Consider the following 25895-nt stretch of genomic DNA (forward strand, 5'->3'; position numbering starts at 1 on the left):
GCCAATCAGAATGCTCTTCATACGCGCTTTAGTGCTGTAAAGAACTTAAACATTTTGATGTTGTAAAATCGTCACATGCCGCCCGCAGCCAATACAAGCAGCCTTCAGCCGTCTCCTCCAGCTTAAGACTAGGTTGCATTAATCCGTTGTACGTCCGGATGCTTCAAGCCAAAATGCTCCCTAAGCGTACGGCCGCTGTATTCGGTACGAAACAATCCCCGTCTCTGGAGCTCCGGCACGACACCAGTAACAAAGTCTTCCAAACCGCCAGGGAAATACGGGGGCATCACATTGAACCCGTCGGCCGCCCCGCTTCTAACCCACTCTTCCATCACATCGGCAACTTGCTTCGGAGTTCCCACCGACGTAAAATGCCCCCTCGCAGCGGCAGTGCGGTGAATTAACTCCCGGATTGTCAAGTTCTCCGCTTTAACCATATCCACGAGCATCTCGAATCGTGCTTTCTGTCCCTTAACTTCGTTGAGAGCGGGTAAGTCGTGCAAAGGTACGGGCCCGTCAAGCGGGTAGTGGTGCAAATCGATTTCAAGAGAGTTCGACAAGCGGATAAGCCCAAAATCCGGTTTAATAAGACTTGTGAGCATCGCCTCTTTCTCTCGAGCTTCCGATTCCGTCGCCCCGATAATGGGGCTGAAGCCAGGCAATATTTTTAATTCATCCGCATCTCTGCCGAATTTCGTCATTCTCCCTTTCAAATCCGCATAGAAAGCCCTGGCATGCTCTATGGTGTCCTGAGCCGTAAATACCAGCTCTGCAGTCTCTGCAGCTAATTCCTTGCCCGCATCGGAGGACCCCGCTTGTACCAGGACTGGAAACACCTGAGGCGATCTAGTGACGTTCAAAGGACCTTGTACGGAATAATATCTTCCTTTATGGTTTAGCGGGTGAATTTTACGATAATCGGTGAATAAGCCGCGCTCCTTGTCTGCTAGTAACGCGTCCTTTTCCCAGCCGTTCCATAAGCCTTTAACCACGTCAAGAAATTCTCTTGCTTGCTCATAACGCTCACTGTGCACAGGATGACGCTCCCCTCCGAAATTAACGGCCGTCACGTCGCCTACCGATGTAACGCTGTTCCAGCCCGCTCTGCCTCCACTGATATGATCCAGCGAAGCAAACATGCGTGCGGCATTGTACGGCTCCGTATAAGTTGTGGAGACGGTGCCGATTAGACCGATCCGCTCTGTGTTCATTGCAAGTGCAGATAACATGGTAAGCGGCTCCAGTCCTCCCCCGATTTTGTGTTCAATGGCGGGTGTCAGGACAAGAGCGTCAGCGATGAATAAGGAGTCCATCTTCGCCTGCTCCGCCATCCGGGCGAGCCGGGTATAATAATGAATGTCCGCTACAGCTTCAGGCGTAGTGTCAGGATGCCGCCAGGAAGCTTCATGATGGCCTGTATTCAGTACAAATAGGTTCAAGTGCATCGTTTTGAAGGGTTCGCTCATTCGTTTGGCTCCTTTACTTTTCGTTGGGCAGAGGGCGGTGACCGCAGCCCGGAATATCTTCTACTCCGCGCCGTGCAAGCTTCGGGGAAGCGAACAGCCCGACCAGCAGGCCACCTGCGGCGATAGCAGCTCCGTGCAAAACGAACAAACCGGAGGTGCTCAACATGGTTCCCAGTAGACCGCTAGTCATAGGACCTGCGATTTGTCCTGTAAATAAAATACTGCGCGTAAAACCTAATCTCGTTCCCAGCTCCCCCTCCGGCGCAGATCTTGTGACTACGAGAAAAACCGATTGTACAAGCGCGCTGGAGGCCGCCCCTTGCACAACCCGGCTGGACACTAGCCATTCCATTCCCGGTGCTAACGCTTGAAGGACAATCGCGGCTCCGCATAATGCGGCGGCGAGGGCATAATTGCGATGAACCGGGCTTACATCGTTACGACGCCCCCACCAGGAAGAGGTGAGCCATACGGCAGCCCAAAGTACGGCTTGTAAAATACCTACCCATACGGCCGTCTGAGCTGATGTGCCGATATAAGGCTTCAGATGCAGCGGCAGAACGGGGAGCAGCCCGAAGATGCCGAAGTTAGCTGTGATTCCTGCCAAGAGAAACAGACGTAGCTCACGTTTATGAAGCAGCCCTCGCAATGGGGCTGTTATGCCGGTTTGTGTCACGGCAGCTGTTCTTTTCTCCGACTGCCTCTCCTTCAACAGAAACGCGCATAGTATCGTCCATAGTGCTAGCAGGATGGCTATAAGGAGTGAAGGATATAACGGAACCCGATGGCGCCCATCAGGACCCCCCCGAGCAACGGTCCGAGCATTGAGCCAGCAGCAAGAGCTCCCTCCAACTTCCCGCGTGCCTTCCCCTGTTCCTCTTTGCCTGCTTGGGAGGCTGCGAAAGCTCCTACGGCATCGACAACCCCTCCTAAGGCTCCTTGAAGAAAACGGAGAAGAAACAGCTGAAACGGTGTGTTGGCCAAGCCCATCGCTGCCAGTACGCAGGCGGAGGCTCCCAGTGCCCGAATCACCATCCATTTGCGGCTGGTGACGTCGCCAAGCCTGCCCCATAACGGGGCCGTCAATGCGGCCGATACTGCAGGAGCCGTCAAGCCCAAGCCGCTCCATAGCAGAACCGCGGCCTGGTCACCTGCGCCTAACTGCTCCATATAGAACGGCATTAAAGGAGCAATCACCATCGAGCTTAAAACAGACAAAAAATGGCTGCCCCATAGCAATCCAAAATTGCATCGCAACGAATTGGTCATATCACTGGAAACTGCTTAAGGCAGCTGTCCTTCGTCACCCCGCCCCCTCTACATTGATAATGATTATCATTTTTATCCCTCCCCGTGAATTATCTTATCATGGTTAATGTGGGACGAGTATGCTCTAATCGTATAGTTTTGGATTATCCAATCGGAGTACGCGTCCCTCTTCTGGCAACGTGCCCGGGGACAGACATCCTTTTCATGTCCCCTTCATCCTTGTGCCTTACGCAATTCCTGTTTTGCCTTAAAGTCATGCCGGGCAATGATCTTTCGGCCTTTGCCATGCGGAACACATACAGGCGTACCAAAGAGAGGATCCGTGCCGATCTCGCAATCCATGCCGAATACGTCCTTAATCATCTGCTTCGTCATAATCTCCTCCGGCAGCCCTTGCGAATGGATTCCTTTGTTATGTACCGCAATGATATGATGCGCATACCGGCAGGCGAGGTTCAAGTCGTGGAGCACCATGACGATCGTTCGCTGCTCTTCCTGATTAAGATCGTACAGCAGATCCAAGATCTCCACTTGATGCGCCATATCCAGATAGGTGGTCGGTTCGTCCAACAGCAGCACCTCCGTATTTTGCGCCAGCGTCATAGCGATCCAGGCCCGCTGCCGCTGCCCTCCCGAGAGGGAGTCAACCGCCCGGTCCTGCAGCGACTCCAGATGCGTCATCCGAAGTGCTTTGTCCACTTGGCGCTCATCCTCCTCCGACCATTGCTGGAACAGCTTCTGGTGCGGATAACGGCCCAGCCGAACCAACTGCAGAACAGTTAATGCCTCGGGCAGCACAGGTCCCTGCGGTAAAACCGCCATTTGCCTGGCGATCTCCTTGGTAGACATCTGGGAAATGCCCCGGCCATTGAGCAGGATCGCGCCCTGCTCAGGCTTCAGCAGGCGGGCGAAGGAACGGAGCAGCGTCGATTTCCCGCACCCGTTACTTCCGATCAAGATGCTGATTTTTCCTTGCGGAATTTGCAAATCAAGCTGATCGATAATGAGCGCAGCGCCATAAGAAAGCGATAACGATTGAGCGGCAAGCTTATTCATAATGGATGCATATCCCCTTTCTATTCCGTCTGTTTTTTCTTTGTCTTGATCAGCAGGTACAAAAGCAAGGGCGCACCGATCACGGCCGTGAACACCCCTGCAGGTACGTCGCGAGGCGCAAACACCGTGCGTCCGATAAGATCGGCGGCAATCAGCAGTATAGCTCCGACGATAGCCGAGCAAATCAAGAGAAGGCCGTGAGAGCCACCTACCAGCTTGCGGGACAGATGCGGCGCCATCAGCCCAACAAAGCCGATTCCACCGACAAAAGCAACGGCAGAGCCCGACAGAGCCGCGGCCGTCACGAGGAGCGCGAATCGCTGCAGCTGGATTCGGCCTCCCAGCACAACCGGCAGCTCATTGCCGAGAACTTGGATGTTCATCCGGCCTGCCAGAACAAACAACAGCGGAATAAACAGCAAGAGCCAGGGAGCGAAGAACTTCACGGAGGTCCAGGTGGCGCCATACACTGTTCCTGTGATCCAAATTTTTGCCTGACTCGTGACAAATATCGGACTGAATACGAGAAAAAGTGTCTTAAGCGCTTCAAGCAGCGCGCTCACACCCAATCCGACCAGAATCATGCGCAGCGGTGATACGCCCTTTTTCCAGGCTCCAAAATAAATAATCGCCGATACCACAGCCGCACCGGCAAAAGCAAATAGCGGCATCCAGACAATACTCGTCTTGACCTGAAAAACCGCCAAATAGAGTACCGCCATCATCGCCGCCCCGCTGGTGACGCCAATCACGTCGGGAGAGGCCAGCGGGTTTCGGACGACCGCTTGCAGAATGGTGCCAGCTAAGGCTAATGCCATCCCTGCCATTCCAGCCAGCAAAATCCTCGGCAGCCGGAAATTCAGAATGATGTTCGCTTCCATCGTGCCCGTGCCCATCCCGAGCATGACTTGGATCGTCCGCAGCGGTGAGATATAGAGCGTGCCTATGCCTACGCTAAAGACAGCAAGCAATGCTAGCATAAGGAGCAGGAGTAGTGACATCCAGGCGCTTTTTTTCTCATAAATAAAGGATAGCTTTGGCCGCGGCCATCGAATCGTAGCATACCGGCTGCTCATTTAGTTAACAGCTCCTTTCGGGCTAGATGAATAAAGAAGGGAGCTCCAATAATAGCTGTCATGACGCCGACAGGTACTTCCTTGGGAAAAGCAATGAAGCGCGCACCGATATCCGCCGCAAGCAGGAGCACCGAACCAAGAATGGCACAATACGGGAGAACGAAGCGGTAGTCGTTACCAACCAGCCCTCGCACCAAATGCGGGATGACGAGTCCGACAAAGCCGATCGGTCCCGCCAAGGAAACCGCTCCTCCTGCCAGGAGTACGACGACCAGTAAGGAAACCAGCTTCACACGAAACGTATTTTGACCAAGGCCGGTAGCTACCTCTTCCCCTACTGCTATCACATTCATGGCTTTGCTTAGCAGGAATGCACTTAACAGCCCGATTAGGCAAAACGGAAGCATCGTGAGGATCTGCTCCATCTTCCTCCCCTCTACGGAGCCGGCCAGCCAGAAAAAGACGCTGTCCAGCGTCTTCTCATCCGAGATTAGCATTGCTGACGTAAACGAAGAGAACAGGGCGGCCATGGTCGCTCCGGCCAACGTGAGCTTGAGTGGCGTGATACCTTCGCGCCCCACCGAACTGACCGTATACACCGATACAGCCGCGACAGCCGCTCCTGTTAAGGCGAACCAGATCAGCTCCCCTTGGCTGGATAACGACAAGAACGTCACGCCCATAACGACAAAAAAACCAGCGCCTGCATTCACGCCCAGTATACCGGGAGAAGCCATCGGATTGCGGGTCAGCGCCTGCATCATCGCCCCGGACACCGCTAATGCCGCACCGACCAATAAAGCAACGATAGCGCGAGGCACACGAATATCCCGAATAATGACCTGAGCGTTCGATCCATCAGCCTGCTGGAACGCTCGCCAAACCATGGACCAAGTCGTATCCGCATAACCGTATACAATGCTTGCCGCAAATAGCACGACGAGGAGTAGTAAACTCACAACGATTCCTATCATTTTGGATCCTGTACTTTGAAGTATCATCCTACGAAACCCTTCTTTATAAAATGAAAAGCTAGAAACCCGCATAGGAATCCGTTTCCGGATGCGGGTAAGCTGCATTAATTCAATATATATTTCGCCAGATCATCCAACAGTAAGTTTGCTGAAATGATGCCGCCGGAGGAATTCCAAATCCCATCGTTCACTTTAAACGCTTTACCTTTTTTAACGACATCCAGGTTTTTCCACAATGTTTCTTCCTGCCATGCTTTTTCGGTTTTGGTTGTTTCTCCCTTCTCGTCTTCCAGTGTAAAGTAGAATAAGATGTCCCCTTCCAAATCCGGTATGCGCTCTTTGCCGATAATGTCGGCGAATGTAGGCTTATCTTGAATTTCTGGACGCTTCAGACCCACTTGCTTCAAAATACCGCCTGCAAACGTATCGTTATAATAGATGCGCACTTTATCACCAATATAGAACCGGACAAGCGAAATTTTGGTGTTGATTTTATCACCCAGCTTCGCACGCAGATCCTTGATCTTATTATCAAAATCAGCAAGCTGCTTATCGCCTTCAGCCTTCTTGTTCAATGCTTCCGCATATATTTTGAAATTGATCAGCGCATCCGAATTCGTCCGCTCGGAGAAAATGGTCGGCGCGATACTTGTTAGCTGGTCGTATACTTTTTCCTGACGAAGCTTGTTGCCTATAATCAAATCCGGCTTCAAGGCAGCTATAGCTTCCAGGTTGGGCTGATTCTCATCCCCTACGATCTGCACTCCCTCGAGCTGACTCTTTAAATGATCGTAGTACGGCTGCACACCCCAGGCTTTGACCATACCGACGGGCTTAAAGCCTAGCGCCAGCGATGCTTCCACCGCATCATTAACCAGTACGACCACTCTCTTTGGCGTTCCTTTTACCGTGGTTTCCCCCATCGCATGCTTTACGGTGTAGGGTGCACTGGCATCAGGCTGCTGACCGCCTGCTTGCCCTACCGTTTTGGTGGCACTGTCTGCAGCAGGTGTGTTCGCTGTTGTAGAGCCGCATGCAGAAACGATCAGTATCAGCGACAGAAACAGCATCGTAAAAAATGTGCGTTGCGGATATTTCTGAATCATGAAGTTCTCTCCCCTTGTTTGTTGATAATGATTCTTGTTATCATTATTGGTATAGTGTAATACGTACTGGAAGAATCGTCCATGTCCTGAAGTATCCGTTTTATTGTACAAATCTACCTCTTTTAGATAGGAGCTGACGTGTTTTGGCCTTATCCATTCACCATAAGAGACCCTATACAATGTATCTGCTTTCCTCCGTGCGAAAATACGAGCGGGCCCATGCGGTTCGCTTGCGTCGAAGTCCTCTCCCCGTGCCCATGCTTTGCTGGATCGCCAAAGGGAGCGGGACCGCAGCTATCGACGGGACGGCTTATTCTGTACAGCCGCAGCAGCTGTGGTTCCTGCCTGCAGGCAGTCATTTGGACGTGTCCGTTACAAGCCAAGAATCCGTGTATTATGTGGTGCTGTTCGAAGCATTGCAGGCAGAGAGGCGGCGGGGACAATGGGAGTTAACCCCATTAAGCGGCGGTACTTCCCCATCGTCCCTTCTCCCTCCTGGCCCTCAGCCACTTCAGAATCCCCAAGAGGTGGAGCGCAAAATCGAGCAGATGTATGCCCTTGGCAGGAAGTACCAGATGGATTCGGCGAGCTCCGATGACGCAGCCTTGGTGCGGTCGTCTCCTGTCGATTCAAACCTGCTGCTTCAATCTCTTGTTGAGCTGGTTCTCCGTTCAGCCCCGCTTCAGCATGCGAACCGGACCCCCGATCCTGGTTTGGATGTATGTATAGCCTATATGCACGAGCATTTTCAGGAAAAGATCAGCCGCAATACGCTGGCAGGCCTGGCGAAGCTGACGCCTAATGCTTTTTGCCGCAGCTTTAAACGCACCACAGGACAATCGCCTACCGATTATTTAAACAGCCTTCGGATTGAGAAGGCCAAGCAGCTCCTCTCGCCATCCGTCTCTATCAAAGAAGTAGCCGTTGCCGTCGGTTACGGAAGTGAGTACTATTTCAGCCGCATCTTCAAAGAAACAGTGGGCTTGTCCCCCTCTCACTTTATTAAAAGAGAGCGATTGAGAGTGGCGACTGCATCTCGTTGCGGCTTTCATGAGAACCTCTCCTCCATGGGCATGGAGGCGGTAGCTGCAGTAGATTGCTACAGATATCCGTGGATGAACGACCATGAATACAGCCGCCAGTTATTATCTCAGTTGGAGCAGCTGCGTCTGGCCAAACCGGATTTGATTATCGCGGATTTCGCCCAGCGGTCGTGCTATGAAGAGTTCAAGCGGATTGCTCCAACGGCGTTTATCGAACATGGGCTGGATTGGCGGGCGACATACCGCCAGCTTGCCGAGCTGGTCGGACGCGAGAAAGAAGCCGAGCAAAGCATGGCTCGACTGGATGTGAGTATAAATGAAGCGAAGGGGCTTCTGATGGCATCCCCCGGGAATAACAGCAGCGTTGCTGTTGTTCAACTTTTGCCGCAGCGGATCCGTGTTCAAGGGACGGTCCTCCATCCGTTGAACGACTTGATTTATCAGGAACTCGGGCTGCTGCCCGGGTCCGGGGTACCGAGGAATAAAATGCGGGATGAGAGGCTTTTGGGAGAGGTGCCCAGACTGGAATCGGATCACCTATTCGTCATCAAGCTGGATACTCCTCCCCTCATGAGCGGGGAATCCGGAACGCAGCCGCCGCAAGCGATACCATTCGATTTGAATCCGCCCGGTCATAATCGGAAAATCCATCTCATTCCGAATTGGCTTGTCATGAGTTGGACCCCCCAGGGAAGAAGATGCATCGCCGAAGAGCTGGTTAACAGCTTGTCTAAGAATTAACATCTATCTTGCCGGGTTTCATTCAGTAGAGATCGAAGGGAAACTATCTGGTACAGCTCAACATCATCGAATGTATCATAATTCTCATGAATTCCATCAATAAACAAGGTGGTAATTGGCTTCTCTTAATGGAGCCAATTCAGCCAATAGTTGTTTTATTTTCTAGAACCTCCCTCATTAATGGAGTTATAGCAAAACAATTCTCTATATCATTTTCTTCTTCAAGTGCCCAATAAATGATTTTATTTTTATGAATAGCGAAGTGTTTTAACAGAAAATATTTAATTTTTGTCCATACAAAATCTGGTACATTCCCGCCAGATAAATAGTCATCATATGAAGCGATAATCAATGCCATAAGTGCGAACCGTTCATTTTCATTAAGGACATGCTTTTCATAAAAAATGATAAATTCCAGTACTCTCGACGAATCAGTTATTTCGAGTTCCCAATCTTGCCTAATCGGCTCAAGAGTAGGTAAATCTAATTTACTTGTAAGACTTTTAATCGCTGCTCCCGTGATGTATAATGGACTTTCATCCTCCATTTTTACCCTCCGTTCTAATTATCTAGCATCCGTTGAAATGTCCATTTTATAAATTTATCGCGCAACAAAAAACACAGTATTTTTTTACTTTGTTTTTATCATTCTTTCCTGTAGTTCCTTGTAATCCACTATCCCCAAATCTGTATATAATCAGAACCTTCACATGAAATCTTAATTTCATTCAGACATATATTCTTTCAGGCAGCGTTCAATGAATTCCTCGTAATTAGGTAATTCATGAGTCAACCAAACTCTTCCTGATTCAGATGGTTTATAAGCAACATTCGAGCTATTGGCGAAATGGGATGCCCAACCAATAATATCCTTTGAACTATCATAACCCAAAAAATATATTGGTTCGATTGCTTTCTTTAACAGCGGCTCAATGATTTGGGGTTTGTATTTCGCAATTGACGAAAGAATGGAGAAATATCCTTCTGCAGCTGATTCGCAATTGTAACTCGGAAGCCACGTAAGAAACTTTTTGACGATTTCGTTATCAACCAAGGATGCGTCTCCAACTTCAATCCTTCGTTGTATAAGTTCCATATCACTATGCTTAATCACGGAAAATCCCCTCTCCATGAAACTTCCATTTTATCTTAACGATTTCCTTACGGTTACATAACTGCTCGGAGTTACTTTACCCTATGGAATCTATGAATACTCATTCAATCCCACGAAATCTAATTGCTTATCTATTATCGTTGCGGTGAGATACACGCCATCGCCGCCATATGCAAGATGTATTTCTGGTGGGTCATGATTTTCATTAATAATAAGAGAAAATGACACTACTTGCTGTTCCTTAAATACTGCAAGATCTGCCTGAGGTGGTAGATTGTTTTCCACCAACATATTGATACTCTCTATATTTTGTTCTAACCAGAGCAGGGTATTTTGAGTCATAGGGAAGGTTTTTTTAAAATCTTCATCCGAACAAGCTGTTTTAAACATGACACCTGAACGATATTGTATATTACCAACGATATAAATAAATGTAAAAAAGCAATTTCCATAACGAGTAAAATCTTCTATAGCAATCATCTCATCACCAACCTATTTATTATTACTTCTCATAAAAACTATCTTTTTATCGTTCCTTTTAGCAGCCTCTGCCCCAATAATTCCAATCAACAGTCACCCGATTCCAATCCCCCTATCGGTTCGGAAAGGTAAAATTCAGGTAAAATTCAGATAAAGTTCAGGTAAAACTTAGCTTATCTTTCCGTTTTGTTCATGTTCCTCTGCTATGATGAAATCTGTGCATTACATCCGCCCCATCCCGGGAGTCAACTTCGATTGGAGGGCTTTACATATGAGCTTATGGGGGATGATTGATTCCGTCAAGTGGTTCACCGTTTATGACCTGCTAATTTCCATCATCACGATCGGCGTTTTAATCTGGTACGCCGTGCCGATTCGAGTCCATTACAGATGGCTCGATTTTATGCCTAGCGTCGGAATGCTGCTCGTTGCGGCCAGCATTATCAGCGGAGACCTTGATTTTTTTACTTTGTCGAACCTGATCTATTTGCCGGCCGTGATCGTCTTCTTATGCACGGTGAAGAAAGTGTTTAAACCGACACACACGATAAGGGTTCCGAAGTACCGGGCGCTTCGGGTCATCCTATGTGTATGCGCGGCGGCGCCGATCGGCCTCGGGCTTACGGTGGCAGGGGAACTCAGGTACAACCCGGCAAGCCATTTAGGCAATATGAGCTACGCTTCGGCTTTTGTCAAAATGAACGAGCGTTTGTCGGCCGAATACCCGTTCGGGGAATGGAAGAAGATCGATTGGAACGCTCTCAGGCAAAAATACGAGCCGATCTTCCAGCAAGCCGACAGCAACAAAGACAGAGCCTTGTACGTGAAGACACTGAAAGAATATGTTTGTTCCATTCATGACGGACACGTTACTCTTAACAATGAAGAGGACATGAAAAAAGAAGTCGGAGGCAGCTTCGGGATCGGCATCATTCGCCTGGACGACGGCTCGGTGTTCGTCCGTTCCGTTGTTTCGGACAGTACGGCTGCCCAGAACGGGATCAAAGTCGGGGCGGAAATTGTGAATTGGGATCGGAAGAACGGCAAAGACGCTTTGCATGACCTCGGTTGCACCATGACCTCTACGGCAACGGAGCAAGGCAAAATTAATAATCAAGAGCTGTTTATGACTCGAGGGCCAGTCGGAAAAACAATAGAAGTCGGGTTCAAAAATTGGGGCGAGAAAGAAGCGAAAACGGCCACCCTGACCGCTTTCGACGATCAATTCAAATCGCTCAGATCAAGCGCGTCTGACAGCGAGCCGATTACCGGCAAGCTGCTGGATAACGGCTATGGCTATGTCAAAATCACCGCCTTCCCGTCTGACCCAATCGGAAAACCGGAGAAACCGCTGGAGGATCTGCTGAAGCTGTTTCAGAAGGAGCAAGCCAAAGGACTGATTCTCGATCTTCGCGACAATAAAGGCGGCGAGGATGATCTCGTCGCCATAATAGCGGGATATTTCGTCCCGGAAAAGAAACTGTACGAATACACGAGCTATTATAACCGTTATATGAAGAAATTCGAGATCAACCGCAACGAAACGCGCATGATCAAGCCTGCCAGCAATGTGTTTACCGGGAAAATAGCGGTTTTGATCAACAGTCGGACGGTTAGCTCCGGCGAAGGACTCCCTCTTGTGATGAAAGGGATGCCTAACGTCAAATTGATCGGGTTTACTGGTACGAACGGCTCGTTCGGAATAGTGTCGAGCCGCATTACGATCAACATGCCGGAAGGATATTCAGCCAACTTTCCGGATGGACGGTCGCTGAATAAAGACAAACAAATTCAAGTCGACAGCAACTATACTGGGCAAGGCGGCGTGGCCCCCGACATCCGAGTTCCCCTGACAAGGGAAACGTTTAAACAAGTCTACATTGACGGGCAAGACGTCTTGTTGAACGAAGGGCTCCGTTGGTTGGCCAACTAATGTGATTATTGCCCATTTCTGCCTAAAAAAGGTTCCGAGTCTTTAGTGGAATGGGGAATAAACTCTGAACCTTTACCTGCTGCAATTAATTAAAAATAATAGTAATTAAATTGCCCCAGGCATTGGAAATCAGCCGTTCCCCTTCCCCCGCTCCTTTACATCGGTCGTGCAAGGGCCATTCATAGTATTCCCTTTTCTTGTAGATTCTGTTTCATAGCTGAATTTCTTTATCAAAAAATACGATAGATGCGATTTCCTTATCATTGATAACATTTTCAAAAGTTTTGATCGTAAGCATTTGGTCATTTAGATAATCCAGCAAATGCATTCCGGTAAAAATGCTAGTCGTTTCTGAGGTACCATCTTTATACTTTATCGTGATAGGGTAATTATCCAAATATTCATTTTTGCCAATTTCCTTTAATCGGCCGGCGGCTTCGTTAATCTCTTTCAACGAACTGCTTTCAATCTTTAAAGAAATCGAAATTGGCGAGACGGAGATCGTTTTTAATACTGCTGGATAACCAGACATGTCCATGTCTTGATTGATCTGATAAAGGGTAGAGTACTCCTTGAAATCCAACTTAAATGTGGTTTCCCAAGAACCCGGTATGACCGTTTCAAAAATCCCAGGAAATGGTTCCGCTGCTTGTACGTTTTTGAATTCGAAATGCAGGGTTTGGCCCGCGATTGAATTTTTGGTCATGATACTCATGACCAAGCGAATTTTATTATCATTTGGGTTCCCGTCATCTAGCACCTTAAATCCTGTACTAAAACTCTGATTTGTATTAATCATAGGTTCCTCAAAACGGTATCGCGCTGCATTTAGAACAGTGCCTTCTGGAGCAGTGAAGTCCATTAAGAGATAGGTCAGATTGCTGTCGCCGATAACTTGCTTAATAGTAAGCGATCCGTTCTCATTTGCCACTTGTTTGTCAACCATATAAGCGCCATTTGACAAATATTGCGCCTGCTCCTTATTTACTGGATTAAGAAATTTTAATAAAGCTTCATCTAATCCCATATATGCCGCTGCAATAGCTGTTGTAGTCAAACAAACCATCAGCACGGCAGCCAGTATTGCAGATCTTAAACGTTTCACGGGAGCAAATCCTCTGTGACTTGTATTTTCATTCTGGCTTTGCACTAAAATGTTAACAAACATCTTTTCTTTTTGTTCGGGTTTTGGCGTAAGAGCTTCAAAAATCCGATTAATATGTATGTTACTCAAGGTAAGTCCCTCCCAAGTCAAGTTTAAGTCGTTTGCGGCCTCGAGATAGTTGTGTTTGGATCGTGCTTTCTTTTTGCCCCAACATAGCTGATATTTCTTTTACCGAGTACTCCTCGAAATAGTAAAGATATAAAACGGTTTTGTATTTTTCGGGAAGCGAAAGCATCTTTGAAAGAACCTTCCTCGGCGGATCCTCTCCATTCCAAGAAGAAACTTCCGGTAAAGCGTCTAAAGCCACACGACGGGTTTTCCACCAATGTTTAAGAATGTCTTTACAGTAGTTTTGGGTGGTTGCAATCAACCAAGCTTTTTCATGCTCGTGGTCGTTGAAAACCGTTTGAGATTTGATCAGTTTTAGAAATACAGACTGAACAGCGTCTTCTGCATCAACGGGATTTTTCAAATATATATAGCACAGTCTGTAAACTAGATCTGCATGCCGTTGATATAGTTCGGCTAATTCTTTATCCGTACGCAATAAAGAATTGTTATTCATTTTTTCGCCTCCTACATACAACACGATTGGTGACTCGAAAATATCCCATTATCCATTGTTTTTTTATAATAAAGTATCGTGAATAGGCATGCTTGGTCACATTTAGCGTTCAAGGAAGTTGACGCCTCACAAGTTTCCCGCTTCCATCACCTTTATTTACACAAAAAAAAGAGGACATTTCCGTTCCCGTGAAACGGATGTCCACATATGATGTGTACAATATATGAAAATACAGTAGCTTCCTAGAGACGTCAACAAAACTTGTGAATCAATACTTAGATGCTACAAAGGTTCATCTGTCATTTTTCCGTCAGGGCTCATAACAAGCAAATAAATTTTATTATCATTTGGATTAACGTAAGAAACGGAATACATGTGTAATGTGTTATTTTTCCATCCGATAAATAAATAGGCCCCAAGCTTCTTGTTCTTAAGTCCTTCTTCGTCAATAACGTGATCTGGTATATCTTTACGCAAATAACCTGGTTCTTTAAAAAAGCTATATTTCCAATACGAATCGCTTCCATTTTCTAAATCACCGTTATCATGTGCTATTTCATGTTCTTCTTTAAATAATTTTTGTACTTCTTCTTGTGATAATCCCACTTTAAGCTTCTCTTTAATTTCGTGAACCTGTTTCATGATTAATTGATCTCGTTCCGTTTCCTTTCCTGCTTCTTCCTTTTTTCCTGCCGGCAACAAACGATCTCGTTTAGACTTGAAACGCTGAATAAGAGCTACGGCCTCCGCCCTTGTTACCCTATCGCCACCCTGATATCCTTCAACCGTCTTTGCTGTTTTTCCTTCGATTATGCCGATTCCAAGTAAGTATTCGATAGATTGGTCGATCGTTAATTTTTCACCTGAGGCATTGGCCAGATACTGTGCAGCTTTTCCTCTGGACAGAGGAACAGAAGTTCCCACCGATGTTGGATTGGTAACCTCCCAGCCCATCTTGGATGGAAAGGTAAAATATGGGATACTCCAATCAGAAGCATTAGGGTCCGGAATAAACTCCGCTGGCTGGTAAGCTCTGATTAGCATCGCCAAAAATTCAGCTTCCCCAACATGCTGGTCGGGTTTAAATGTCCCGTCTGGATACCCCTCGATGATGTGATTATTTAGAGCCCATTCGATGTTTGAATAACCCCAGAACGTTGTTGTTATATCGTGAAATGCGATATCTTGAGCATACGACGATTGACCGGTAAAGCTAGTTATAGTGGAAGTTATTAACGCGGTTGCAAGCATGACCTTGTACTTTTTCACATGTTCCACTCCTTTGGAGGTAACTTTATCTCTACAATATAAACGCTATTCTGAGGTGTTTTGTTACATCCAAACGGGAATGAAATGTGTGATTTTTTCTTTCTCCTTTGGGGGCCTCTCCAACCCATCTAAGTACAGGAGCAAATCGAAATTAAGCAAGAAAAAAGTTACTGTTGCTTTTACTGCAGGCAAGCTCACAATGTGAAAAAGCGGTACCTTTGGGCCGCAGCCTTGAGAAATGGCTTTGTTAACCTTCCTTTGAATGCATGCCCCTTAGGTCAGCTGTTCCGTTTGTTTTTATATAAGGTAGTATGATAGCATTTCGGAATAAGGATCAAAAAAAATGAAATAAGGTGTGTTGCAGATGACAGATTTTAAAATGATTAAAAACCTGTTTCATATTACTGAACGAAACGGGTTTAGTCATGACGAGATACAAATCATTAAACTATTTTTTTGCCTCAGGTGTTTATAGATTATTATTTGGAACTCGGTAAAGACGAGCGACTGAATCATACGCAAGATAGTTTGGTTAAGCCCGAGCAATTCGACTATTTCAAACATAGCGAATACTTAATTTTTTATTGCGAAAACCAGCGTGTCTGTGTTTGGGGAATCCATAAGAACGATTTATCAAGGACCAATCCCCCTGTCTATATGAGTTACGATGAAAAGGTATGGCATAAGGAATTTGAAACATTGACCGATTTTTTTCATGCGATGGCCTTTTTGCAAACTGTATTCGCTCTTGAATACGGCTGTGAATCGTTCTATTCCATAGAACAAACGGACTTGGATTTTATTCGTGTGAATTTTAAAAACAAAGGTTTCTCCTTTCGGCATTGGATCGGTATCGAATTTTATGGTAACTACGATGACAGTATCATAACGGTAATGAGAAATGACGATAGTTTTAATTTGATTTATGCTTCAAGCGACAAAGAACATTTTGATGAAATGGATCAGGTTCTTTCGAAACTGGGTGTTGTTATTTGAAATTTTTCTATAGTCACTGCATGTACTCAATCAAACCTTATAAATGAGAAATCGACTCTTTCAGGACCTCTCTAAAACTTTTCGGAGGACGGCCGATCAAATTAGCTAGAGCAGGATCGCCTTGTGCGAAGTCTCCCTGACGACTCGCCAGAAACATACCCATCCGCATATTTATACTCGTTTCCGTCACGCCTCGTGACATCATGCGGTCCCGAAATTCTTCGTCCGACACAACGATCCGGCGGATGGTTCGCCCCAAGACCTCGGAAGCGATTGTCGCAATCCCATCCATGTCAATGGCCTCGGATCCCGTAAGATTGGGGGTCATGCCATCCAGTTTCTGCTCGCTTATGATCGCCGCCGCAGCCTCGGCCAAGTCGGAGTGGGCTGTCCAGGCAACTGGACCGTCCTCAGGAGCAATCAATTCCCCTGTTTTTATTGCTCCGCCAATCATCATTAGTGCCGATGCAGTGTAGTAGCCATTACGGAGCGATGTGAAGGCTATACCTGAAGCTTCCAGCAGTTTTTCGGTAGCCGCATGATGAATCATGGGGGCGAAGTGAGATGTCGGGGAAGAGCCCATATGACTTGTGTATAGCACTCGACTGACCCCTGCCTTCTTTGCCGTGTTAATCGCGGTTTGATGCTGCTGAATACCATGCGGGATATCAGCCTCGCTCATGATGCCGGACGAAACGATGAGAGCCTGCGATGCCCCTTCAAAGGCATGGTGCAAACTCTCGGCATCGTTGAAGTCGCCCCGACGGACACGAACTCCACGTTCCCGAAGCTCATGTGCTTGATACGGATCGCGGACGCTGACACCGATCTGCTCGGCAGGTACACGCTTAAGCAACTGTTCTACCACGGCCCGCCCTAATTTCCCGTTGGCTCCGGTAACGATAATCATGGCAAACAACATCCTTTCATTTGTATGATAATGCTTATACGCGAACAGTCTTCCCGTTTCTAAATTGCATATTGGGGAAAGAAGCGCCGGCGATCTCCTGTTCTGGTATCGCATCTTCGATTTCCCTGATATCATCTTCAGTCAAATGAATATCAAGTGACTGCAAAGCTTCTTGAAGATGAGCCTTCGATACAGTACCAATGAGCGGTATGATGTCTTCGCCTTTGGATAATATCCATGCAAACGCTAGTTGGGATAACGTCATTTGTTTTTTTGCGGCGATCCCACCCAGCTTTTTGGCCAAAGAAACGTTTTTCTCTATATTCTCTTCAAAAAATAACGGAACGTAGCCGCCTTTGCTCTTTTGGATTCGTTCGTCTGTCCAATGACCGGCAAGAAGACCATGAGCTAGCGCCCCAAAAGCAACAACGCCGATGCCTAATTCCCTCGCAGTCGGCAAAATATCTTTCTCGATGCTTCGGTTAAAAAGTGAATATTCGACTTCCACCCAGCTGATCGGATGCGTGGCATGCGCTCTTCTCAGCGTCTCAGCGTCAACCTGGCTGACTCCGATCTGCCTGACATAGCCGGCCTTAACCAATTCAGAAATGGCACCGATCGTTTCTTCAACGGGGATACCCAGATCGATTCTCGCGGGCTGATAAAGATCAATATAATCAAGATTGAGTCGTTTGAGCGAATAGGCGAGATAGTTCTTAACATGATGGGGAGAGACATCCAGCCCGTACAAGGAACCGTCGATCGTATTTAATGCCCCAAACTTCAGCGATATAAAATAGTCATCCCTTTTGTACCCCTTCAGCGCTTCAGCTATGACCATCTCGCTTCGGCCTGCACCGTAAAAATCCCCTGTGTTGAGATGATTGATTCCACTCCCAAAAGCAGCATGAATGGCGGAAATGCCAGCACTTTTGACAGCTTCATTGACATTTGACATATGGCCGCAGCCGAGTCCGATTCTGGATAGCTCCAGTCCGTTTTGTTGATCTTTCATCATGACCATCTCCTAAACTTTAAAATAAATTATGTAGTCGTCTACCTAATTGTTTAAAAAAATATAATAATACATGGCAAATTCATTATTTCGGCGGCTGTTTTTCGACATTTTCAAAAGCACGGGTCAGCAAAGAAGCAAACATGGCTTTTTCGGCATCAGACATCCCTTGCGTGATCAATTCTTCAGATTTCGAGAAGGCATCACTCCTCTCGCTAAGAAATTGTTTGGCTTTGGCCGTTAGATCGATACGGAGGTTGCGTCCGTCGTCAGGGTTGCTGCCGCGCGTGATAAATCCGGATTTTTCTAGACCGTTCAATAAATTTGTCACAGACGGGCCGCTTAAAGCCATTGTTTTTTCAAGATACTTTCGATTGATCTCTATATGCTCCTCTATGGATTGATGAATATGCGAGAGAAGAATCGCTTGCGAGCTGTTCAAGCCATGCTCCCTCAGAAGCAGGTCGATAATTTCCCGGACCCGTTGCGCGATAAGCTTAATGTAAAGGCTGTAGGGGTACATGTCGAAAACGCTTGGCATAAACTTCTCCTTAAATTCGTGTAGATGTCTACACTATATATGGTTTTTATTGATTTGTCAATTGAAGTGTCAGATGTACCATTGTGCTGTTGATCTATCGATAACATTCCAGACAATGGTGTTTGCATCCAAGCTGATACATAATATCATTGTTGTTTCAAATAATTCTCGTACTGTTCTTTAGAGCCGATAAAAAATGTAGAAGTTGTACCTCTGTCGCTGCTATGCGTAGACGCTACATTGTGAAGTTGTTCATGCATTACTTTTTTTCGCGTACCCTGATTGTCAATATAGTACACCTCTACAGGTCCACTTTTCAATGTAGACGATGTTTTCAACTTACCTGATTGAGGTATGGTATAAATGTAAGCATTTTTTTCTTTTTGCAGTGGTGGGCTATCCGATTGTTCAAAAGTAACTTCTACTTGTCCAGTAAAATTTTCGGGTACTTGGTAAACATGGAGCGGATTCTTATTTGTTGTAGCAATTAGAAAGACTATACCTATAACGAAGAATGTTAGGGCTGCAACTACATATTTTTTCATTGATTCCCTCCTCCCATGTAAGTCCTTTTACTGATGTTTACGGATTCGTTAGCGATCAAAATGTGGTTAGGAAGCTCCCATCAGCTTCATTAAAATGGCTTAACGACCATAAGCACCAATATGACAATCATGAGCAGCTGTGCTGCCGTCTCGATTGGTACGATCTTTCTTATTAGCTGGCCGAACTCGGCGGGTATTTCATTACCCTGGTATTGACTTTCAGATATGAGCTTTATGATCTTTTTCATACGCGGCTCGATCCATCCGTCGATCATGACGATCAGAATCAGCGATAAAAGAATGGATACATTCATCCACATTTGGGCTAACCCCATCTTGGTTATGATCATAAGCCAAACCCCGGTTACTATAAGTACGGTTCCGCCAATTTTAGGCATTATGGCAAGCTTGGTCGTTACCCCAAAAGTAAAGTGCAGCTGGCCTACGGTTTTAGCGGATCTTCGAATGAAGGGCATCACGAAAGCGGGGCCCATTATGGCGATTGAAGCCACTATATGCAAAACGAGCAGGAATCCAAACAAACCCATTATCCCCCTTCTCCTTAGCGCGCCGTAGTATTGCTTTGATAGGCTAGACCGATCCTTTTTCTTTTAAATGCTCCTTCGAGCTCAAGATGGTCCAACATACATTTTGCGACGTCGTCATAAGTTACATTCATCTCTTGAAGCCGGCTGAACAAGTGACCGGCTATATCTGCCTCGGAATATTCCTTGATCGTCTCCGAAATTGGAATAGGCAAGGTTTCCGTTGTTACATGCAGATGAACCGGATCTGGGTAATCTCTTGAATCCTTCATTGTTCCTGGACACATAAAGGACCAATCGAGCTGAGTCTGCTGCAGCCTTTCGAAATTCCGGTTGTGATTTCTAAACTCAGGTGGGAAGCCGGGTAAATTGTTGCCGATAAGATCCGTATAGGGAATATCCAGTAGTCCGGCTCCTCCCATGACCCATACCCGCCCAGAGAAGCTAAGTTGAGATTCACATTGGCTTATGATGTTATCCACGAGACGAACAAACTCTTCTCCCTGGCCCGCATGGCCAGCTGCAATAATAGCGGCGCCTTGATGCGCGAGCGCCTTACCGACACTCACCGGGTCCATCATATCGTCCACGATCACCTCCACATGCTTAATGGAATGCTCACCTAGTTGATCGTAAAGCTTCTCGGAATTTCGCACAAATGCGGTCATTTCATGGCCCATTTGTATCCCTTGTGCCAACACTCTTTTCCCTGTGTTCCCCGTAGCTCCAAAAACAATAATTTTCATTATTCTTTCCTCCTCTGAATGGACCCCAATATTTGGTTAGCTCAAGCTTATCATCGCTTCAGAATGATGTTAAGAACCCACTTTTTAGTAGGGTACTTACTTAAAAGTAAGCATGGTAAAAAGGGATACCCTAGTTACACGCGGAGGACGGGAAGATTTTAACGACAGATTGGCGGCAATTCCACATGGTAAGGAGTTTTATTACCTCCACCCCGATATTTAGTTCGTATCAGGAGTGCGACTGCAGGTAAACAAAAAACTGCCCGGAATCCCGTGGCAGTTATTGCTTTGAGTTTGATTGAATCAGTGCACAAGCACATTGAATCAGCTTTATGACGCTGGCTCTTCATATTTCCGCTTATTGTGATTTTCTCCCCAAGCGCACATAACTTCTGCTACAGGAATCAAAGTTCTGCCGTATTCGCTAAGAGAATATTCTACTTTTGGAGGGACAGTAGGGTAGACCGTTCTATCGACGATGCCTTCTCGTTCCAAATCTCGGAGATGTTGCGAAAGCATTTTTTGTGAAACATCAGGTATAAGCTTTTCCAGATCGTTGAATCTTTTTTTGGATTCAATCAAATGCCATAAAATCAATGGCTTCCATTTGCCGCTTAAAACATGAATGAGTGTCTCAATTGGACATTCACGCTGATGAATCATGGATAAATCATCCCCTTACTTTCAAGTAAGTGCATTACCTGAAATTAACATAACAAAATTTTACGATAGCGCTGCTATCAAGTCAATTAGGAATATTTCCCCCAACATACCATAAAATTTTGCAAACGCGTTACGCCCAGTGGCTCCAATAGTTTGTTGGCAGCGGACAAGTTCAACCGATAGCCATCGGTGGCACAAACGAATTTCGGCCACGGCCGCAGAGCGCAGCCATCTAGTAATCAAAATTAACTGTCCACCCTGTAGTACTCGTACGTTTTCCACCGCGAATGGGAGGATACCGGTTTTTGATCCGGCCACGGCTGAGCCGTAACCCAGGACTTAGAGCCGGATAATACTTGGCGCCATATTTCTTCGATGCTTGCGTACGTTAGCGGCGGAATGGTCTTGGTGTTTCTAGCCCTGTTTAATGAACAAACCGCGGCACAAAGACGGTCCAGACAAGCATTCATAATGTTTTGTCCCAGCTCAGCCGTTGCTTCATCCGCATCGTCACCGAGCGCCATCTTCCCTCCGGAGCCCGGCACATTCTCCCATACCCTCTTCTCCATATCCACGAGGTCGGGACGAAGGTACATTTGCTGAGAAAGCTCGTACTTTCCCGCATGATCCCCTGTGTACAGTCCGTCCACGAGCTCAGGATCGCTTTGGACCCATACGGTAACCGGAACATGCTCCATAAAGACAGCAGCTGCTTGGCGCAAATCCGCTTGATTGCCTCCGCTATGTCCTGAAACGACGACAATGGTTCGGAATCCCGCGTTGACGAAGGACCTAAGCTGGTATAGAAATAAATGAATCATCACCGCGGGAGGAATGCCGGTTAGGAGAGGATCGGTTTCCCCTACTTCCTCCTCCAGCCATCTGGCGTGGTATCCGGTTTCATGAATGTGATAGCCCATAGAGGGTGCTACGATCCCTCCTGTACGACGAGCCGCTTCGATACAGAGCCATTCCGCTTTAAATAAATCGAGTCCAAAGGCACTAACCTGCCCATGCGGCTCACAAATCCCAAGCGGCAGATAAACCGCCGGGCACTCCGCCAACCTGGCTCTGAATTCATACGGCAGCAGCTCGGACCATAACACTTTAGGCCCAATATTTGGTTTCATAGAAATTCCTCACCCATCTATAGTGGCGGCGAATGTCTTCAAAAACGTCCTCTGGCAAAGGCGGTTTGCCGGCAGCTGCAATATTCTCATCGGCATACTTCATTACATGCATCGAGCTGATTGCTGTCGTCACTCCCGGATGTTGGAGAACAAACCGGATGGCCAGCTCGGCTAAGCTATCAGCATATTGGGGGACGAATGCCTCCTTCAAGCGGTTCACTCGCTCTATATAGATAGAACGGGGCAAATAATCGAAGTACGATTTGCGGAAATCCCCTTCCTCAAATGGAGTGTCTTCCCGCAGAAAGCCCGTCAATCCCCCTTCGTCCAGAATACAGCGTGCGATGACGGCAACATGGTTCTCAACGCAAAATGGAATCAGGCAATCCAGAGGAAGAGGATCGAACAGATGAAATACCGTCTGTACCGAATCAATCTTTCCGCTCTGTACAAGAGATAAGGCAAGGTCATGGCGCTGATCAGGAAGCGAAATTCCGATTCCTCGGATCTTCCCCTCCTGCTTTAGCTGGAGCAGCTCCTCCATCCAATAATCAACGCGATCCCATTGGGGCCAATATTGGTGAAGCTGCATTAAATCAATCGTCTCTACACCAAGCAGCTTGAGCGAAATCTCTGTGCTTTCTCTAAGCCAGCCCTTGGGGTAGGCTGTTTCAATAGGAATCGGCTGGCCCCACCCCAGATTGCCGGGGCCTTGGGACTGGATTTTTGAAGCGATAAAGGGCTTCTCACCGGTCCACTCTCTCAGAGCCAGCCCAAGAATTCTTTCCGATTCCCCGTAATTACGAGCCGTATCAATAAAGTTGACGCCTTGCTCCAGACAGTTCAAGACGGACCGGATCAGTTCTTTTTCTTCATATTGCCCAAACACGCCGCCCAGACCCATAGCTCCAAAGCCTAAGCGGGAAACGGATGTTTCCAGCTTCCCGAATGGATTCTTTTGTATCATATGGCTCCCTAGACCTCCTGACCATTAAATAAGTGGTGAAATACGATAACTGCGCATGCGAAAGCAGCTTCCAACCGCTGTTGTCCCCAGATTTACTGATTCTCGTTTTTCACAACACTTTTTAAAGCTGAATAAATATTTTGTCATTCTCAATCTTTACCGGATACGTCTTAAGATCGACACACACGGGCGCTCGTTTGGCTGCGCCGGTCTTTATATCGAAACGGCCGTTGTGCTTCGGGCATTCAATAACACTCCCCATAACGAGCCCGTTCGAAAGATGAATTTTCTCATGGGTGCAGTACCCGTCGGTTGCGAAATATTCACCTTTATCGGTACGATACACAGCAAAAGTGCGGTCGTCATGGTCAAATCTTATGACATCTTCCAGTCCAATATCCTCCATATGGCAGACTTCCAGCCATTCTGTAACCTTCATGCCGGCTTCACTCCTTTCTTTATGACGCTCTTTAACGCTAAGACCTCGATAATTGTAATTCGAGATCCAATTCGTTGGGGATCCCATACATATAGGGGCGTGCCGTGCTTGGCAGCGGTTTGACAACCACATAAGCCGGATCCTGCTTCTGCTTGCGCAGCGCTGTAATGACCTCTACCAGAGCCGCCCAAAGACTGGTTCGCGCAGCCGGGCAGTCCGCCTTCATCTCCTCGTGCAGCTTCGGAAGCGCATGATAGGGAACCATCGGGAACATATGGTGTTCCGTATGATAATTCATGTTCCAGTACAAGAACCGAAACACCGGATTCATATAGATCGTACGGGTATTCAGCCGATGATCCAGGACGTCTTCGTATAAGCCGAGATGCTGGGTAATACCGAAAGTAATGACGACGATACCGCCATAGAACGAGGGCAGGAATACAAACATGGCCGGCAGCAGGCTTCCGGCGTAGAGACAAGCTCCAATAACCCCCAGTATGATCAACATGTACACACGTGCTTCCCAGAACGTTTTCTTATACTGGGATTCAGGGATATATTCCTTCTCTTGAGCCTCCAATTTGCCGAAAGTATGCAGAAGGAACCGCTTGATTTCTATGGGACCACCGTATAAATGGAAAACCTCCAGCAGAAGCTGTTTCCAAATGGGCGGTCTCTCCGTAATGATTTCCGGGTCGCGTCCTACGATAATCGTATCCGTATGATGCCTTGCATGGCTCCAACGCCACGGAGTAGCCGAACGAAGCACCATAAAGGAAGCGATCTGATATAGAACCTCGTTCATCCAAGGCGTTTTGAATGCCGTACCGTGTCCGCATTCATGCCATCTGGAATCGCCTGGCGTAGCGTAGAGAATTCCATACGCCAGAAAGGCCGGTACCGCCCACCAGGTCCCCCAGGAAAGAAAGGCCAGATAACCTAAGAGAACAAGTCCGCCGAACCATATTATCGTATCCCGTATCGCAGGACCGTCCTTTCTCTTCATCAATTCCTTCATTTTCTGCCGGGGAATCGGGCTTGTGTACCATTCGGCTGCTACCAGTCCCCGTTCCTCCGCACGTTTGCCCTCCGGTCCTGTAATACTGTAATCCCTTCTCTTGATCTGTACTTCCATCTCAAAGCTCCTTTCTATCGGTCAACTGGTAACGGATAAGCGCGCTTCTTTGCACGCTTATCCACCAATCAAACGTTCAAGGGTTGGTTTAGACACCCAGTCGCTTCAGCTTGCTGTCCAGAAACCGCTTGGCACGGGGAATGTCGGCCTCGTCGAGGTGCTCAATAATGATCGGAATATTCGGGTGCAGCTTCGCCAACCGGGCCAAGTACAGATCGTAGTTCAGTATGCCCAGTCCCGGCGCCGGAAGCTCGACAGCCCCCGCTCCTCGGAAGGTATGGGATTCGGCAGCGTCGATATTGGCGTGCTTTTCCCCTGTATCCTCCGCCGGTTTACAGTCCTTGGCGTGGGCAATCTTGATTCTGTCGCCCAATGCATTGAAGATGCGGTGAATCTCTTCATCCACATGATGAATGTTCGTGTCCGTAAAATAGTTGGTAGGGTCCATTAGCAAGCCGAGCCCCGGATGATTCACATCGGAGAACAGCCGGGTCAGCTGATCGACCGAACCAATGATATTATTCACATAGTTCTCAACCAGGAACACCGAACCATGCTCGTAAGCGAATTTTGCCAGGTCTTCAATCTGTCTGCATATCTCTTCATAAGCTTCCTCTGTTCCGTTCTTCGAATCCCAGACCCAATCGCTTTCTTGGTTATATGTACCGGTTTCGCTGATGACATACGGGGTTCCCAGGTCGCGGGCATAGCGCAGGAGATTCTTTAACCCTGCGATGTTCTGTTCCCGAATATCCGGGTTAGGATGAATAATATTAGTGTAGCCCGAGATGGCCACTATCGGCAGGTTAGCATCGCGGAATGCATGCTGAATGAATTGTGCCTTGTTCCTATCCAGGTTATGAGCGGTTACATCCAGATCTTTGAAGGATAGATCCAGTTGAACACAGGAAAAACCGTCTTTCTGAATTCGTGAAATCGTTTCCGCCAATGTGTACGGGTAGTATCCGTTAAAAATACCTACTGAAATCATGAATCATCGCCT

The 25895-nt window shown here is 47.3% G+C and carries 28 protein-coding genes; 3 read left to right on the forward strand and 25 right to left on the reverse strand.

Going from position 1 to position 25895, the window contains the following annotated elements; translation table 11 throughout:
* Positions 1 to 128: 128 nt before the first annotated feature.
* The 7 genes from ABEA66_RS15365 to ABEA66_RS15395 form a co-directional block, all read right to left on the reverse strand.
* Positions 129 to 1466, reverse strand: coding sequence for an LLM class flavin-dependent oxidoreductase (locus ABEA66_RS15365; protein ID WP_345588594.1), 1338 nt, complete (start codon positions 1464 to 1466; stop codon positions 129 to 131).
* A 13-nt stretch (positions 1467 to 1479) separates the two neighbouring features.
* The gene (locus ABEA66_RS15370; RefSeq protein WP_345588596.1) at positions 1480 to 2142 is read right to left on the reverse strand and encodes an MFS transporter; all 663 of its coding nucleotides are present in this window, start codon (positions 2140 to 2142) and stop codon (positions 1480 to 1482) included.
* Positions 2143 to 2219: 77 nt separating this feature from the next.
* Positions 2220 to 2735, reverse strand: a complete 516-nt coding sequence (locus ABEA66_RS15375) for an MFS transporter (protein WP_345588598.1) — start codon at positions 2733 to 2735, stop codon at positions 2220 to 2222.
* A 213-nt stretch (positions 2736 to 2948) separates the two neighbouring features.
* Entirely contained in the window at positions 2949 to 3791 is an 843-nt protein-coding gene (locus ABEA66_RS15380) for an ABC transporter ATP-binding protein (protein ID WP_345588600.1), read from the reverse strand.
* Positions 3792 to 3811: 20 nt separating this feature from the next.
* On the reverse strand, positions 3812 to 4867 hold the full coding sequence (locus ABEA66_RS15385; RefSeq protein ID WP_345588602.1) for a FecCD family ABC transporter permease: 1056 nt from the start codon (positions 4865 to 4867) through the stop codon (positions 3812 to 3814).
* On the reverse strand, positions 4864 to 5826 hold the full coding sequence (locus tag ABEA66_RS15390; protein WP_345588604.1) for a FecCD family ABC transporter permease: 963 nt from the start codon (positions 5824 to 5826) through the stop codon (positions 4864 to 4866). Before ABEA66_RS15390 ends, ABEA66_RS15385 begins: the two co-directional genes overlap by 4 nt.
* 119 nt (positions 5827 to 5945) lie before the next feature.
* Positions 5946 to 6947, reverse strand: coding sequence for an ABC transporter substrate-binding protein (locus ABEA66_RS15395; protein WP_079913216.1), 1002 nt, complete (start codon positions 6945 to 6947; stop codon positions 5946 to 5948).
* 143 nt (positions 6948 to 7090) lie between these two features.
* On the opposite strand from ABEA66_RS15395, the gene ABEA66_RS15400 reads away from it, so the two are divergent.
* The gene (locus tag ABEA66_RS15400; RefSeq protein ID WP_144028010.1) at positions 7091 to 8731 is read left to right on the forward strand and encodes an AraC family transcriptional regulator; all 1641 of its coding nucleotides are present in this window, start codon (positions 7091 to 7093) and stop codon (positions 8729 to 8731) included.
* Positions 8732 to 8870: 139 nt separating this feature from the next.
* Here the strand turns inward: ABEA66_RS15400 and ABEA66_RS15405 are convergent, their stop codons facing one another.
* The 3 genes from ABEA66_RS15405 to ABEA66_RS15415 form a co-directional block, all read right to left on the reverse strand.
* Positions 8871 to 9278 (reverse strand): hypothetical protein, encoded by a 408-nt coding sequence (locus ABEA66_RS15405; protein ID WP_079913214.1) that lies wholly within the window; start codon positions 9276 to 9278, stop codon positions 8871 to 8873.
* A 177-nt stretch (positions 9279 to 9455) separates the two neighbouring features.
* Complete coding sequence (locus ABEA66_RS15410; protein ID WP_144028009.1) at positions 9456 to 9845, reverse strand: hypothetical protein; 390 nt, start codon at positions 9843 to 9845, stop codon at positions 9456 to 9458.
* A gap of 90 nt (positions 9846 to 9935) precedes the next feature.
* Positions 9936 to 10325 (reverse strand): hypothetical protein, encoded by a 390-nt coding sequence (locus ABEA66_RS15415; protein ID WP_079913212.1) that lies wholly within the window; start codon positions 10323 to 10325, stop codon positions 9936 to 9938.
* 271 nt (positions 10326 to 10596) lie between these two features.
* Here ABEA66_RS15415 and ABEA66_RS15420 point away from each other — a divergent pair, with 271 nt between their 5' ends.
* Positions 10597 to 12258, forward strand: a complete 1662-nt coding sequence (locus ABEA66_RS15420) for a S41 family peptidase (RefSeq protein WP_179136199.1) — start codon at positions 10597 to 10599, stop codon at positions 12256 to 12258.
* Between the two features lie 211 nt (positions 12259 to 12469).
* Here ABEA66_RS15420 and ABEA66_RS15425 read toward each other — a convergent pair whose 3' ends face one another.
* The 3 genes from ABEA66_RS15425 to ABEA66_RS15435 all read right to left on the reverse strand — a co-directional run bounded on the left by ABEA66_RS15425 (position 12470) and on the right by ABEA66_RS15435 (position 15257).
* A complete protein-coding gene (locus ABEA66_RS15425; RefSeq protein ID WP_345588609.1) occupies positions 12470 to 13492 on the reverse strand; it encodes a hypothetical protein in 1023 nt (340 codons plus the stop codon).
* Complete coding sequence (locus tag ABEA66_RS15430) at positions 13485 to 13988, reverse strand: RNA polymerase sigma factor (protein WP_345588610.1); 504 nt, start codon at positions 13986 to 13988, stop codon at positions 13485 to 13487. The genes ABEA66_RS15425 and ABEA66_RS15430 overlap by 8 nt, the downstream gene beginning before the upstream one ends.
* 282 nt (positions 13989 to 14270) lie before the next feature.
* Positions 14271 to 15257: an S-layer homology domain-containing protein gene (locus ABEA66_RS15435; RefSeq protein WP_345588612.1), complete on the reverse strand. Its 987-nt coding sequence runs from the start codon at positions 15255 to 15257 to the stop codon at positions 14271 to 14273.
* Between the two features lie 483 nt (positions 15258 to 15740).
* Between ABEA66_RS15435 and ABEA66_RS15440 the strand changes: the two genes are divergently transcribed.
* Positions 15741 to 16253, forward strand: coding sequence for a hypothetical protein (locus tag ABEA66_RS15440; RefSeq protein ID WP_345588614.1), 513 nt, complete (start codon positions 15741 to 15743; stop codon positions 16251 to 16253).
* Between the two features lie 37 nt (positions 16254 to 16290).
* Here the strand turns inward: ABEA66_RS15440 and ABEA66_RS15445 are convergent, their stop codons facing one another.
* From ABEA66_RS15445 to ABEA66_RS15500, 12 genes are all read right to left on the reverse strand, one after another.
* Positions 16291 to 17163, reverse strand: coding sequence for an NAD(P)H-binding protein (locus ABEA66_RS15445; RefSeq protein ID WP_345588616.1), 873 nt, complete (start codon positions 17161 to 17163; stop codon positions 16291 to 16293).
* A gap of 34 nt (positions 17164 to 17197) precedes the next feature.
* A complete protein-coding gene (locus tag ABEA66_RS15450; protein ID WP_345588618.1) occupies positions 17198 to 18181 on the reverse strand; it encodes an aldo/keto reductase in 984 nt (327 codons plus the stop codon).
* Positions 18182 to 18263: 82 nt separating this feature from the next.
* The gene (locus ABEA66_RS15455) at positions 18264 to 18719 is read right to left on the reverse strand and encodes a MarR family winged helix-turn-helix transcriptional regulator (protein WP_377768440.1); all 456 of its coding nucleotides are present in this window, start codon (positions 18717 to 18719) and stop codon (positions 18264 to 18266) included.
* Positions 18720 to 18865: 146 nt separating this feature from the next.
* The gene (locus tag ABEA66_RS15460) at positions 18866 to 19264 is read right to left on the reverse strand and encodes a DUF6843 domain-containing protein (protein WP_345588622.1); all 399 of its coding nucleotides are present in this window, start codon (positions 19262 to 19264) and stop codon (positions 18866 to 18868) included.
* An 89-nt stretch (positions 19265 to 19353) separates the two neighbouring features.
* Positions 19354 to 19812, reverse strand: coding sequence for a DUF2269 family protein (locus ABEA66_RS15465; protein ID WP_345588624.1), 459 nt, complete (start codon positions 19810 to 19812; stop codon positions 19354 to 19356).
* Between the two features lie 14 nt (positions 19813 to 19826).
* The gene (locus ABEA66_RS15470; protein WP_345588626.1) at positions 19827 to 20555 is read right to left on the reverse strand and encodes an NAD(P)-dependent oxidoreductase; all 729 of its coding nucleotides are present in this window, start codon (positions 20553 to 20555) and stop codon (positions 19827 to 19829) included.
* Positions 20556 to 20885: 330 nt separating this feature from the next.
* Positions 20886 to 21218: a winged helix-turn-helix transcriptional regulator gene (locus ABEA66_RS15475; protein ID WP_079913201.1), complete on the reverse strand. Its 333-nt coding sequence runs from the start codon at positions 21216 to 21218 to the stop codon at positions 20886 to 20888.
* Positions 21219 to 21463: 245 nt separating this feature from the next.
* Positions 21464 to 22348, reverse strand: a complete 885-nt coding sequence (locus tag ABEA66_RS15480) for a creatininase family protein (RefSeq protein ID WP_345588629.1) — start codon at positions 22346 to 22348, stop codon at positions 21464 to 21466.
* Positions 22326 to 23315: an aldo/keto reductase gene (locus ABEA66_RS15485; RefSeq protein ID WP_345588631.1), complete on the reverse strand. Its 990-nt coding sequence runs from the start codon at positions 23313 to 23315 to the stop codon at positions 22326 to 22328. Before ABEA66_RS15485 ends, ABEA66_RS15480 begins: the two co-directional genes overlap by 23 nt.
* Positions 23316 to 23436: 121 nt before the next feature.
* A complete protein-coding gene (locus tag ABEA66_RS15490) occupies positions 23437 to 23754 on the reverse strand; it encodes a MocE family 2Fe-2S type ferredoxin (RefSeq protein WP_345588633.1) in 318 nt (105 codons plus the stop codon).
* Positions 23755 to 23791: 37 nt separating this feature from the next.
* A complete protein-coding gene (locus tag ABEA66_RS15495; RefSeq protein WP_079913198.1) occupies positions 23792 to 24892 on the reverse strand; it encodes a fatty acid desaturase family protein in 1101 nt (366 codons plus the stop codon).
* 88 nt (positions 24893 to 24980) lie between these two features.
* Positions 24981 to 25883, reverse strand: coding sequence for a sugar phosphate isomerase/epimerase family protein (locus ABEA66_RS15500; RefSeq protein ID WP_345588637.1), 903 nt, complete (start codon positions 25881 to 25883; stop codon positions 24981 to 24983).
* Positions 25884 to 25895: the final 12 nt, after the last annotated feature.

The sequence above is a fragment of the Paenibacillus vulneris genome, assembly GCF_039543185.1.
Taxonomy (GTDB): Bacteria; Bacillota; Bacilli; order Paenibacillales; family NBRC-103111; genus Paenibacillus_S; species Paenibacillus_S vulneris.